Source organism: Cellulomonas hominis, from assembly GCF_901521055.1.
GTDB classification, from domain to species: Bacteria; Actinomycetota; Actinomycetes; order Actinomycetales; family Cellulomonadaceae; genus Cellulomonas; species Cellulomonas endometrii.
Genome location: NZ_CABEGA010000018.1, coordinates 19,677 through 32,107 on the forward strand (window position 1 = coordinate 19,677; position 12,431 = coordinate 32,107).

Consider the following 12,431-nt stretch of genomic DNA (forward strand, 5'->3'; position numbering starts at 1 on the left):
GGGCCGGCCGTCGTGCGTCCGGGGCGCGTCAGCCCAGCTCGGACGTGCCCGAGTACAGGTGCAGCACGGGGACGTGCAGCTCCTCGCGGGCGCGCGACGCCCAGTCCCGGTGGAACGTGTCCTCCAGTGCGTGCGGGTACGTCACGACGACGACCTCCCGCGCGCCCTCGGCCGCGACGGCGGCCCGCAGGGCGGGCAGCGGGTCGTCGTCGACGACGGTGCCGGTCGCGGTCACGCCGGCCTCCGCGAACGCCGCGAGGCTCTCGGCGAGCTGCTCGGCGGCGTCGGCCGTGGCCTGGGTGGGCTTCGGCTCGCGGCCCAGCACGGTGTCGAGCGCCTCCCGGAGCTCGCCGAGGCTGAGCTGGTCGACGAGCGACACGAGGACGTTGCGCTCGGTGTCGGCGGGGACGAGGACGCGGTACTCCAGGGTCTCGCCGTCGTGCAGCGAGAGGATGTGGGAGACGTCCGCCGAGGCCAGGGTGTCCTCCGTGAGGACGAGGATGGTGTCGGTCACGCGTCCGAGACTATCGGTCGCCCAGCAGCCAGCGCCCGAGCAGCATCCCGTCGTGGTGCAGCAGGTGCGCCGCGCGGGCGGGCACCGGCGCCAGCCAGTCGGGGGACTGCATCGCGCGGAGTCCCGGCCCGGCGACCACCAGCGGGCTGGAGGTGAGGCAGAGCTCGTCGACCAGGCCTGCCGCGGCCAGGTCGGTGAGCAGCCGCGGACCGCCCTCGGCGAGCACCCGGGTCAGGCCGCGCCCGGCCAGGGCCGCCAGCGCCGCGGGCAGGTCCACGGTCGCACCGCCGGCGACCACGACCCGGTCGGGGCCGACCTCCGCGCGCAGGGCGTCGAGGGTCGGGCACGCGCGCGACGTGACGACGTACGGGGGCCGGTCCGTGCCGCGCAGCCCCGGCGGCAGCTCGCCGGACACCGTGACGACCGCCAGCTCCAGGTCGGGCGCCTGGCCCCGGGCGGCACGCGCCTCGCGCAGGTCGGCGGGCACGGCGAGCGGCGTGTACCCCTCGGCCCGGGCCGTGCCCGCACCGACCAGCACGACGTCCGCGACGGCGCGCATCACCCGGAACACCCGCCAGTCCGCCGGGCCGTTGATGCTGCGCGACCGGCCGTCGGGGCCCTGCGCCGCCCCGTCGAGCGTGGCGATCATGTTCGCGCGCACCGCGCTCGTCCTGCCGGGCCGGGGCGCCGGGTGGGCGTACAGGTCGTGCAGCACCGGCTCGCCGGGCTCCGGCGCGAGCGTCACGCCGGAGCGGTCGAGGGGCAGCAGCACGTCCAGGGGCGGGAGCTCACGGGGCATGGCGGTCAGGCTAGCCCGGCCCGTGTCGCCCCCGCGGCCCGCCCGGCCTAGGCTATGCGGCCGTGACCCCGAGCCCCGCCACGCCGACGACGGCCAGCCTCGCCGCCCGGCGACCCGAGGTGGCACCCGACCGGCTGCTCGCCGAGCGCGTGCCCCCGCGCCACTTCGAGCACGAGTCGTTCGACACGTACCGGCCGGACCCCGGGTTCCCGAGCCAGCAGGCCGCGGTCACCCGGCTGCGGGAGGTCGCCGCGACGCTCACCGCGCCCTCCGGCGGCGGCCTGCGGTGGTTCCGCCGCAAGCCCGCGGCCGTGCCGGCGGTCTACCTCGACGGCGGCTTCGGCGTCGGCAAGACCCACCTGCTCGCGTCGCTGGCCAGCGCGGTCGGACCGGACGCGTCGTCGTACGGGACGTTCGTGGAGTACACGAACCTGGTCGGCGCCCTGGGGTTCCGGCCGACCGTCGACGCCCTCGCCACGCGCCGCCTGGTGTGCATCGACGAGTTCGAGCTGGACGACCCGGGCGACACCGTCCTGATGTCCCGGCTGCTGCGCGAGCTCACCGACCGCGGGGTGGCGCTCGCGGCCACGTCGAACACGCTGCCGGAGTCCCTCGGGGAGGGGCGCTTCGCGGCCGACGACTTCCTGCGCGAGATCCAGGACCTGTCCGACCGGTTCGAGGTGCTGCGCATCGACGGCCACGACTACCGGCGCCGCGAGACGGTCACGGACGCCCCTGGGCTGGACGACGACGCGGTGCGCGCGGCCGTGGCCGGGGTGCCCGGCGCGACGCTCGACGACTTCGGGGCGCTGCTGCAGCACCTCGCGACGGTGCACGCGTCCCGGTACGGCGCCCTGCTCGACGGCGTGGACCTCGTCGGGCTCACCGGCGTCGGACCCGTGCCGGACCAGGACGTCGCGCTGCGGCTGGTCGTGCTGGTCGACCGGCTCTACGACCGCGACGTCCCGGTGCTGCTCGGCGGGGCGGGGGAGTCGGCCCTGTTCACCGAGCAGATGCTGGCCGGCGGGTACCGGAAGAAGTACTTCCGTGCGCTGTCCCGCCTGGGCGCGCTGGCCGAGCGCGGCCGCGAGGAGGCCGCGGCCCGGGCCTGACTCGCGGGGTCGGGCCGATCAGGCCTGCACCCCTGGCCGGGACCGCGACGGGCGCCGGCCAGAGGGGGCAGGCCCGATCAGGCCAGCACCGCCACCGAGCGCGCCGGGAGCGCCACGTGCGTCTCGCCCTCGCCGGGGAGCACCCGGGCCTGGCTCCACGACGCCCGCACCTCCAGCGGCGCGTCGGTGCCCAGCGGGACGACCCGCTCCGAGCCGGCCAGGTTCACCACGACGCGCGCGTCGCCGCGGTGCAGCACCAGCCAGTCCTGCCACGCGCCGTCCGCCTCGGCACCGTCGGGCGCCCACGTCACGTCCGTGGCCCGCCGGTCGCCGGACGCGAGGTCCGGGACCTCCCGGCGCAGGGCGGTCAGCGTCCGGTACCACTCCAGCATCCGGGCGTGCCCGGGGAGCTCCGGCTCGGTCCAGTCCAGGCGGCTCGCGGTGAACGTGGCGGGGTCCTGCGGGTCGGGGACGTGGAACGTCGCCTCGTCCTCGCCGTACATCTCGGCCCAGCCGTGCCCGCCGAACTCCCGGGCCCGCCCCTCGCGCACGGCCTGCGCGAGCTCGGGCTCCGGGTGGTCGGTGACGTACATCCACGGCGTCCGGGCGCCCCACTCCTCGCCCATGAACAGCATCGGGGTGAACGGCGAGAGCAGCACGAGCGCCGCGGTCGCCGCGAGGCCGCCGTCGTCGAGCGCCGCGCTGGGCCGGTCGCCGAGCGCCCGGTTGCCGACCTGGTCGTGGTCGGAGCCGAACACGACGAACCGGTGGCCGTCGACCTCCGGCGGGACCGGGCGGCCCCAGTCCTCGCCGCGGAACGTCGAGTACCCGCCGTCGTGCACGAACACGCCGGTCATCGCCTGCCGGAGCGTGGCGGGGGAGCCGAAGTCCACGTAGTACCCGTGCCGCTCGCCCGTGAGCAGGGCGTGCAGGGCGTGGTGCACGTCGTCGGCCCACTGGGCGGTCATGCCCCAGCCGCCCTCGGACGTCGGGGTCACGCTCTTCGGGTCGTTGAGGTCCACCTCCGCGATCAGCGACAGCGGCCGCCCGACCTGCGCGGCCAGCTCCGCCACCTCGTCCGAGAGCTGCGCCAGGACGTGGCGCGGGGAGTCGTCGACCAGGGCGTGCACCGCGTCGAGCCGCAGGGCGTCGACGTGGAAGTCCCGCAGCCAGCGCAGGGCGCTGTCGACGATCCACCGGCGCACGTGCTCCGCGCCGTCGCCGTCGAGGTTGATCGCCGCGCCCCACGGGGTCTGGTGGGCGTCGGTGAAGTACGGGCCGAACTCGCCCAGGTAGTTGCCGGACGGCCCGAGGTGGTTGTGCACCACGTCGAGGCACACGGCGATGCCGGCGCCGTGCGCGGCGTCGACGAACCGCTGCAGCGCCGCGGGCCCGCCGTAGGGCTCGTGCACGCCGTACAGGCTGACGCCGTCGTAACCCCAGCCGTGCGTGCCGTTGAACGGCGCGAGGGGCAGCAGCTCGACGACGTCCACGCCCACGGACGCCAGGTGGTCCAGGCGCGCGGCGGCCGCGTCGAGCGTGCCCTCGGGCGTGAACGTCCCCACGTGCAGCTCGTAGACGACCGCCCCGCGCACGTCGCGCCCGGCCCAGCCGCCGTCGGCCCAGTCGTGCCGGGAGGCGTCGAAGACGCGGCTGGGTCCGTGCACGCCCGCGGGCTGCCACGGACCGCGCGGGTCGGGGCGCGGGTCGCCGCCGTCCAGCACGAACGCGTAGTCCGTGCCGTGCGGCAGGTCGCGGTCCGGGACCCACCAGCCGTCACCGGCGGCCCGCAGCGGGACCGTCTCGGCGCCGGCGTCGTCCGCCGCCGGCAGGTGCAGCGCCACGGTGCGCGCCTGCGGCGCCCAGACCTCGCCGGGCCGGCGCTCGGGTGCCTGCGTCATGCGTCCGTCCTCCTCACCAGCAGCGCCACGGGCAGGCGGTCGAGCAGCGCCGCCAGCGGCTGCACCCCGCCGTCCACGCGCCGGTCCGCCAGCACGTCGTGCCACTCGCCCTCGGGGAGGGCCACCGTGTGGTCCGCCCAGCCGCCGAGCCGGTCGACCATCGCCGCGAGCCGCGTCGCGACCACCGCGACCCGCGGCTCCCCGTCCGCGGTCCGGGCGTACGTCAGGACGTGGCCCGACGAGTGCGCCAGCGGGACGATGCCCGCCCCCGGCCCGACGAAGGCCTCCGGCAGGTCCCGTCGCAGCCGCAGGGCCCGAGACGTGACCAGCAGCTTCTCGTCGGCCAGGTCCCGCGGCCCCGCGCCCTCGTCGAGCCGGGCGAGCCGGGCGGCCAGCGCGTCGGCGTCGACGGGTCGGCGGTTGTCCGGGTCCACGAGCGCCACGGCGGGCACCTCGGTGCCCTGGTAGACGTCCGCGATGCCGGGCAGCGTCAGCTGCACGAGCTTCTGGCCGAGCGTGGCGGCGCGGACGGCGTCGCGGGTGCGGTGCTCCCACTCGCCGAACAGCTCCGCCACGCGCTCGTCCCGCAGCGCCTGCGTCGCGGCGTCCAGCACGGCGCGCTCGTACGCCTCGTCCGGTGCGGTCCACGACGTGTGGTCCTTCGCCTCGCGGACGGCCTTGGTCAGGTACTCCGTGAGCCGGTCGACGGAGATCGGGCCGTCGGCGGTCCACGTGCCGGCGAGGGTCTGCCACAGCAGGTTCTCGGTCCGGCCGTCGAGCAGCGTGCTGCGGAACGACGCCGACGCCGCGCGCAGGCGCCCGACGAGCTCCGCCCACTCGACCGGCAGCTCGGACAGCACGCCGAGCCGGGCCCGGACGTCCTCGCTGCGCTTGGTGTCGTGAGTCGACAGGGTCGTCATGCCCAGCGGCGTCTGCTGCTGCGCCCGGGACGCCCACGCGAGCAGCTCGGTGGGCGACAGGGCGAACCGCCCCGGCTCGCCGCCGACCTCGGTGAGGGCGACCAGGTGCGTCCACCGGTAGAACGCGGTGTCCTCGACGCCCTTGGCCATCACCGCGCCGCAGGTCTGCTGGAACCGCACGACCAGCTCGTCGCGTCGCGCGTCGCGCGTGCGGCCGGCGCTGCCGACCTCGCGGCCCAGCAGCAGGTCGACGAGCACGTCCATCGTCTCGGCGCGCTCCGGCGTCAGGCGCTCCCGGGCGATCCGGGCGGCGGAATCCAGGGCGTCGATGTCGGTGGGGTGCGGGGTGTGGCCGGGCGCCACGTAGGCGCGGTACCGGTCCATCGCGACCAGCAGCTCGACCAGGCAGTCGTGCAGCGAGCGCCACGTGTGGTCCCGCAGCCGCAGGTCGTCGCGGCACACCGCGGCGGCGAGCTCGGTCAGGCGGTAGACCTCGGCGTACAGCGCGCGGTCGACGATCTCCCGCTTGGCCTGGTCGATCAGCTCGGGCAGCGCGTCGGAGGACTCGCCCGTCAGCCGGTGCATGAGGGCGCCGAGCAGCGAGCCGCCGCCCGGGTCGACGAACGCCTGCTGGATCCGCCACAGGGCCTCGTAGCCGGTGGTGCCGGCGGTGTCCCAGTCGGCGGGCAGCTCCTCCTCGCCCTGCAGGATCTTCTCGACGACCACCCAGGCGCCGCCCGACTGCTCGCGCAGCCGCTCGAGGTAGCCGCCCGGGTCGGCGAGGCCGTCCGGGTGGTCGATGCGCAGGCCGTCGATGACCCCCTCGTCGAGCAGGCGCAGCACCAGGGCGTGCGTCGCGTCGAAGACAGCGGGGTCCTCGACCCGGATCGCGGCGAGCGTCCCGACGTCGAAGAACCGCCGGTAGTTCAGCTCCTCGTCGGCGACCCGCCAGTACGCGAGGCGGTAGTGCTGGCGCTCCAGCAGCTCCGCCATCGGCAGGGCCTCCGTGCCCGGCCGGACCGGGAAGGTGTGGTCGTAGTAGCGGATGACGGGCTGCGGCTCGTCGCCCTGGCCGGGCACGACCTCGTGCTCGAGGTGCAGCTCGCCCGACGCGAGCACCGTGCCGATGCGGTCGCCCAGGACGGGCATGAGCACGTCGCCCTGGCCCGCGGACCAATCGACGTCGAACCAGCCGGCGTACGGCGACTCGGGACCCTCGGCGAGCACGGACCACAGGGCCTTGTTGTGCCACACCGGGGTGGGGACGGCCATGTGGTTCGGCACGATGTCGAGCACCAGCCCGAGCCCCGCGGCGTGGGCGCGGTCGGCGAGCCGGCGCAGGGCCGGCTCGCCGCCGATGACGGGGGAGACCTCGTCGTGGTCGACGACGTCGTACCCGTGGGTCGAGCCCGGCGCCGCGGTGAGGATCGGCGACAGGTACACGTGCGTGACGCCGAGGTCCGCGAGGTACGGCACCCGCTCCGCGACGTCGTCCAGCGTCAGGTCCGCGCCGAGCTGCACGCGGTAGGTGGACGTCGGGACCGGGCGGCCGGGGGCGGGCAGGCGTCGGGTCGGGGTGCGCGGCTCCTGTCCGCGCTCGACGCTCACCGGCCGGACCGCGGCTCGGGCGCCGGGGAGGAACCTAGCGTGGAACCCTCGCGCTCCGGGTTCGGCTGCGCCTGGCGCTCCGGCTCCGAGGGTGCCTGGGTGACCGGGTCGATCGCCTGGGTCGGCGGCCGCATGAGCACGACCGTGGACCGGTGCTCCAGGCGGACCTCCGCGCCGTGCTTCACCTGGTCCCCGACCTCGTACTGGTGGTCGGTGTCCAGCGCGACCGTCCACGTCTCGCCGTACTCGGCGTCGGGCAGCGTGAACGTCGTCGGCTCGGGCTGCGCGTTGAACAGCACCAGGAACGAGTCGTCGACGATCTCCTCTCCGCGCAGGTCCGGCTCGGCGATCGCGTCGCCGTTGAGGAACACCATGACGGCGCGGGCGAACTCCTCCTGCCACTGCGCGTCGGACATGTGCTGACCGCCAGGCGTGAGCCACGCGATGTCGCGCAGGTCGGACTCGCCACCGCGCTCCGGGGCGCCCGCGAAGAACCGGCGGCGCCGGAACACGGGGTGGTCCCGCCGCAGGTGCACGACGCGGCGGGCGAAGTCGAGCAGCGTCGTGCGCGCGTCGTCCAGCTCCCAGTCCACCCACGACAGCTCGTCGTCCTGGCAGTACACGTTGTTGTTGCCCTGCTGGGTGCGGCCCAGCTCGTCGCCGTGCGCGATCATCGGCACGCCCTGCGACAGGAGCAGGGTCGTGAGGAAGTTCCGCTGCTGCCGGCCGCGCAGGTCGTTGATCTCCGGGTCGTCCGTCGGACCCTCGACGCCCGAGTTCCAGGACCGGTTGTGGCTCTCGCCGTCGCGGTTCCCCTCGCCGTTCGCCTCGTTGTGCTTCTCGTTGTACGACACGAGGTCGGCCAGCGTGAAGCCGTCGTGCGCGGTGACGAAGTTGACGCTCGCGATGGGCCGGCGGCCGCTGTGCTCGTACAGGTCGGAGGACCCGGACAGGCGCGACGCGAACTCCGCCAGGGTCGACGGCTCGCCGCGCCAGAAGTCGCGCACGGTGTCGCGGTACTGCCCGTTCCACTCCGACCACAGGGGCGGGAACCCGCCGACCTGGTAGCCGCCGTCGCCGAGGTCCCACGGCTCCGCGATGAGCTTCACCTGCGAGATGATCGGGTCCTGCTGGACCAGGTCGAAGAACGCCGACAGGCGGTCGACCTCGTGGAACTGCCGGGCGAGCGTTGCCGCGAGGTCGAACCGGAAGCCGTCGACGTGCATGTCCTGCACCCAGTACCGCAGCGAGTCCATGATGAGCTGCAGGACGTGCGGGGACCGCATGAGCAGCGAGTTCCCGGTGCCGGTGGTGTCGAAGTAGTGCGCGAGGTCGTCGTCGACGAGCCGGTAGTACGAGGCGTTGTCGATGCCGCGGAAGCTGAGCGTCGGGCCCAGGTGGTTGCCCTCGGCGGTGTGGTTGTAGACCACGTCGAGGATGACCTCGATGTCGGCGGCGTGCAGGGCCTTGACCATGCCCTTGAACTCCTGCACCTGCTGGCCGGTCGTGCCGTACGCCGCGTAGCCGTTGTGGGGCGCGAAGAAGCCGATCGTGTTGTAGCCCCAGTAGTTCGACAGCCCGCGGTCCTGCAGCGACGGGTCGTTGACGAACTGGTGCACGGGCATGAGCTCCACCGCCGTCACGCCCAGGCTCGTGAGGTGCTCGATGACCGCCGGGTGCCCGAGGGCCGCGTAGGTGCCGCGCTGCTCCTCCGGGACGGCCGGGTGCAGCTGCGTCAGGCCCTTCACGTGCGCCTCGTAGATGACGGAGTCGTGGTACTCGCGCTGCGGCGGGCGGTCGTGGCCCCAGTCGAAGTACGGGTTGACTACGACCGACGTCATCGTGTGGCCGGCGGAGTCCTCGGTGTTGCGCTCGCCCTCCGCGCCGAACGTGTACGAGTACAGCGACGGGTCGTTGTCGATCTGCCCGTCGATGGCCTTGGCGTACGGGTCGAGCAGCAGCTTGGAGGGGTCGCACCGGTGCCCCTGGGCCGGGTCGTACGGGCCGTGCACGCGGTAGCCGTACCGCTGCCCGGGCTGCATCCCCGGCACGTAGCCGTGCCACACGAAGGCGTCCATCTCGGGCAGGTCGACCCGCGTCTCGTTGCCGGCCTCGTCGAAGAGGCACAGCTCCACCCGCTCGGCGACACCCGAGAACAGCGCGAAGTTCGTGCCGCTCCCGTCGTACGTCGCGCCCAGGGGGTAGGGGCGTCCGGGCCAGATCCTCATGCGCGTCAGTCCTCCGCAGGGCCGTTGGTGCTCGGGCACGACGTGCCCATGGCACAGCGTGCCAGTGGACACCCCAGGTCCGCAGGACGAACGGAGCGCCTGGGGACGACACAGGGGCGACGCGAGGACGACAGGGGGACGGCACAGCGCGCGTCGCGTCGGCGGGCGCGAGGCCCGCGGGGGAGCCCGCGCGGGCCCCGGAAACGCATGGTTCACCCCTGCTGCGCCCCTCGTTCACCCCGTCGGACTATCGCATAACGGGCAAATCGGACGCATGCTCGACGGTATGGCAGAGGACGACGAGGCGCGGGTGGTCATCACCAACGCAGACATCGCGGCGGCGAAGCGCGACTGGCAGCTCGCGCGCACCCGCGGTGACCTGCCCGATCGCGTCGACGCCGCGTACGACCTCTACCGCCGCCTCGTGTCCGCCCAGGCCCAGCAGATCGCCGACACCTTCCGCCAGACCGGGGCCCTGCGCACCGACCAGGGCTGAGCGCTCCCGCCCGCCGCGCCAGTGGGCCCGTCCCCGCGCCAGGACGCGCCCCCGACGCCCCGCCTACCGCGCGTCCGACGTCGTGAGCGTCACACCCCGCGCCGCCAGCGCGGTGAGCGCGTCGATGGTCGTGCGCACCCCCACGCCCGCGGTGAGGTCCGTCAGGACGCGGACGTCGAACCCGGCCGCCAGCGCGTCGAGCGCCGTCGCGGTGACGCAGTGGTCGGTCGCGAGGCCGACGACGTCGACCCCGTCGACCCCGTGCGCGCGCAGCGTGTCCGCGAGACCGGCCGGGGCCGCGCTCCCGGGTGCGTCGGCGCCGGCCTCGCCCGCCGCGGGCACCACGCCGCCCTCGAACCCCGAGTAGTCCTGCCGGCCCTGGCCCTTGCGCACGTGCACGGTCCCGGCGGGCAGCCGCAGCGCGGGGTGGTAGGCGGCGCCGGCGGTGCCGCGGACGCAGTGCTCGGGCCACGTGGCGACGTAGTCGGGGTCGGCGCCCACCGCGAAGTGGCCGGCGTTGTCGTCCGGGAGCGGCTCGTGCCAGTCGGCGGTCGCGACCACGACGCCGTAGCCGTCCGCGGCCCGGTCCAGCAGCGCGCTCACCTGCTCCGCCACGCGCGCGCCGCCGGCGACGGCCAGCGCACCGCCCTCGCAGAAGTCGTTCTGCACGTCCACCACGATCAGAGCCCGGCCCACCGTGACCTCCACCTCGCCCGGACCCGCCCGCTGCGCGCCCGACGGGTCCACTCTACGAAGCGGCGTCCCGCCGCCGGGCGACCACCACGGTGCCGTCCAGGTCGTCGTCGTGCACGACCCGCACCACCATGCCCTGCCCCTCGCAGGCCGCCGCGGTCGTCCCGGCCTGGCGGACGCTCGTCTCGATCAGCAGGTGGCCGCCGGGCCGGAGCCAGCGGGGCGCGAGGGCCGCGATCCTGCGGTGCAGGTCGACGCCGTCCGCCCCGCCGTCGAGCGCCGTGCGGGGCTCGTGGTCCCGCGCCTCCGTCGGCATGTGCGCGATCTCGGCGGTCGGCACGTAGGGCGCGTTGGCGACCAGCACGTCCACCTGCCCGGCGAGCGCCCCGGGCAGCGGGGCGTCGAGGTCGCCCTGCAGGACCTCGCCGCGTCCCCCGAGGTTCACCCGGGCGCACGCGACGGCCGCGGGGTCCAGGTCCGCCGCCCACAGCCGCGTCCCGGGTCGCTCGGTCACCAGCGCCAGGCCGACCGCGCCGCTGCCGCAGCAGAGGTCCACGACCGTCCCGCCGGCGGGCAGCACCCCGAGCGCCTCCCGCACGAGCAGCGCGGTGCGGGCGCGCGGGACGAACACGCCGGGAGCGACGGCGACCCGCAGCCCGCGGAACTCCGCCCAGCCGACGACCTGCTCCAGGGGCTCGCCGGCGACGCGCCGGGCCGTCATCCGCTCCAGGGCCCCGGGGTCGGCGGCCTCGGCGGCGAGCAGGGCGGCCTCGTCCTCGGCGAACACGCACCCGGCGGTGCGCAGCCGGGCGACCAGGGCGTCGAGGGCGGCCGGGGGCAGGGGGAGCGGCACGCAGCGCAATCTACGCCGCGACCCGCGGCTCAGGAGGGCGCGTCCCCGGCCGATGAGCAGGCAGAACAGCGCCGCACCCACCGCCAGAAGGGAAGTCCGCCGTGCCGGAACGGGTCGTGCGGTTGGCCGAGGAGGTCGGCCGGGTCACGGGGGAGAAGCTGCACGGCATCGAGCAGGTCGCCCGCAGCACCAAGATGCTCGCGCTGAACGCGCTGATCGAGTCGGCACGCGCGGGAGACCAGGGCGCCGGGTTCGCGGTGGTCGCGCGCGAGGTCAGCGAGGTGGCGGACCGCGCCCGGCTGCTGTCCGAGGAGCTGTCGTCCGAGCTCGGCCCGCGGATCGAGGAGCTGACGGCACTCGGGCACCAGCTGGTCGGGCGCGTCCGCGGGCAGCGCCTCGCGGACCTCGCGCTCAACGTCATCGAGCTCATGGACCGGAACCTCTACGAGCGCTCCTGCGACGTCCGGTGGTGGGCGACCGACGCCGCCCTGGTCGACGCCCTGACGACGGGCGACCCCGCGGCGGCGCGGCACGCGGGTGACCGGCTCGCGGTGATCCTGCGCAGCTACACCGTCTACCTGGACCTCTGGCTCGCCGACGCGTCCGGCCGGGTGGTCGCCCGCGCGGCGGCGGATCGCGGCGGTGCGGGCGTGGTCGGCTCCGACGTGTCCGACCGGCCGTGGTTCCGCGCGGCGATGGGGACCCGCACCGGCGACGACTACGCCGCGCTCGACGTGGCGCGCGACCCGGCGCTGGGCGCGCTGACCGCGACGTACGCGACGGCGGTCCGCGAGGGTGGCCGCGCCGACGGCCGGCCCGTGGGGGCGCTCGGCGTGTTCTTCGACTGGGAGCGTCAGGCGCAGGCGATCGTCGACGGCGTGCGGCTGGCCCCCGGGGAGCGGGAGGCGACGCGCGTGCTGATCCTCGACCGCACCGGGCTCGTGCTCGCCGCCTCCGACCGTTCCGGCGTGCTGAGCGAGCGCGTGGCGCTCCGCACGGGGGACCGGGCGGCCGGCTCGTACACCGACGAGGACGCGACCGTCGGGTTCGCCGCCACACCGGGGTACGAGACGTACGAGGGGCTCGGCTGGTACGGGGCGCTCGTGCAGCGCTGACCCGCCGGGGCCGCTGAGGAACCGGTGCGGGGACGGCGACGGGACGGTGCCGAACGGTAGCCGGACGGTGCGGCGGGGACGGTGCGGCACGGGTGCCGCCCCGACCCTGCCTGCCCGACGGACCCCTCCCGGCCGGCGGGCCAGCCCAGCCCAGCACACCGCAGCGGCCGCGAGGCCCGGCTGAGTGGCGCA

At 75.4% G+C, this 12,431-nt stretch carries 10 protein-coding genes; 3 read left to right on the plus strand and 7 right to left on the minus strand.

Going from position 1 to position 12,431, the window contains the following annotated elements; translation table 11 throughout:
• Nucleotides 1–28: 28 nt before the first annotated feature.
• A complete protein-coding gene (locus KJP73_RS04410; RefSeq protein WP_213281585.1) occupies nt 29–514 on the minus strand; it encodes a hypothetical protein in 486 nt (161 codons plus the stop codon).
• A 10-nt stretch (nt 515–524) separates the two neighbouring features.
• Nucleotides 525–1,313 carry a dihydrofolate reductase family protein gene (locus tag KJP73_RS04415; protein WP_213281586.1) on the minus strand — a complete coding sequence of 263 codons (789 nt, stop codon included), beginning with the start codon at nt 1,311–1,313 and terminating at the stop codon, nt 525–527.
• Between the two features lie 62 nt (nt 1,314–1,375).
• Between KJP73_RS04415 and zapE the strand changes: the two genes are divergently transcribed.
• Nucleotides 1,376–2,425: a cell division protein ZapE gene (gene zapE, locus KJP73_RS04420; protein ID WP_213281587.1), complete on the plus strand. Its 1,050-nt coding sequence runs from the start codon at nt 1,376–1,378 to the stop codon at nt 2,423–2,425.
• 77 nt (nt 2,426–2,502) lie between these two features.
• On the opposite strand, the gene treZ is transcribed toward zapE, so the two are convergent.
• From treZ to glgX, 3 genes are read right to left on the minus strand one after another with little or no spacing between them, the layout of a single operon-like run.
• Nucleotides 2,503–4,326 (minus strand): malto-oligosyltrehalose trehalohydrolase, encoded by a 1,824-nt coding sequence (gene treZ / locus KJP73_RS04425; protein ID WP_213281588.1) that lies wholly within the window; start codon nt 4,324–4,326, stop codon nt 2,503–2,505.
• Nucleotides 4,323–6,854 (minus strand): malto-oligosyltrehalose synthase, encoded by a 2,532-nt coding sequence (treY, locus tag KJP73_RS04430; protein WP_213281589.1) that lies wholly within the window; start codon nt 6,852–6,854, stop codon nt 4,323–4,325. The genes treZ and treY overlap by 4 nt, the downstream gene beginning before the upstream one ends.
• Nucleotides 6,851–9,082 (minus strand): glycogen debranching protein GlgX, encoded by a 2,232-nt coding sequence (gene glgX / locus KJP73_RS04435; RefSeq protein ID WP_213281590.1) that lies wholly within the window; start codon nt 9,080–9,082, stop codon nt 6,851–6,853. Before glgX ends, treY begins: the two co-directional genes overlap by 4 nt.
• A gap of 286 nt (nt 9,083–9,368) precedes the next feature.
• Between glgX and KJP73_RS04440 the strand changes: the two genes are divergently transcribed.
• On the plus strand, nt 9,369–9,578 hold the full coding sequence (locus KJP73_RS04440; RefSeq protein WP_213281591.1) for a hypothetical protein: 210 nt from the start codon (nt 9,369–9,371) through the stop codon (nt 9,576–9,578).
• Between the two features lie 63 nt (nt 9,579–9,641).
• Here the strand turns inward: KJP73_RS04440 and KJP73_RS04445 are convergent, their stop codons facing one another.
• Nucleotides 9,642–10,274 carry an isochorismatase family protein gene (locus KJP73_RS04445; RefSeq protein ID WP_213281592.1) on the minus strand — a complete coding sequence of 211 codons (633 nt, stop codon included), beginning with the start codon at nt 10,272–10,274 and terminating at the stop codon, nt 9,642–9,644.
• A gap of 52 nt (nt 10,275–10,326) precedes the next feature.
• Complete coding sequence (locus KJP73_RS04450; RefSeq protein ID WP_213281593.1) at nt 10,327–11,124, minus strand: putative protein N(5)-glutamine methyltransferase; 798 nt, start codon at nt 11,122–11,124, stop codon at nt 10,327–10,329.
• Nucleotides 11,125–11,225: 101 nt separating this feature from the next.
• Between KJP73_RS04450 and KJP73_RS19475 the strand changes: the two genes are divergently transcribed.
• Complete coding sequence (locus KJP73_RS19475) at nt 11,226–12,239, plus strand: methyl-accepting chemotaxis protein (RefSeq protein WP_213281594.1); 1,014 nt, start codon at nt 11,226–11,228, stop codon at nt 12,237–12,239.
• Nucleotides 12,240–12,431 lie beyond the last annotated feature (192 nt).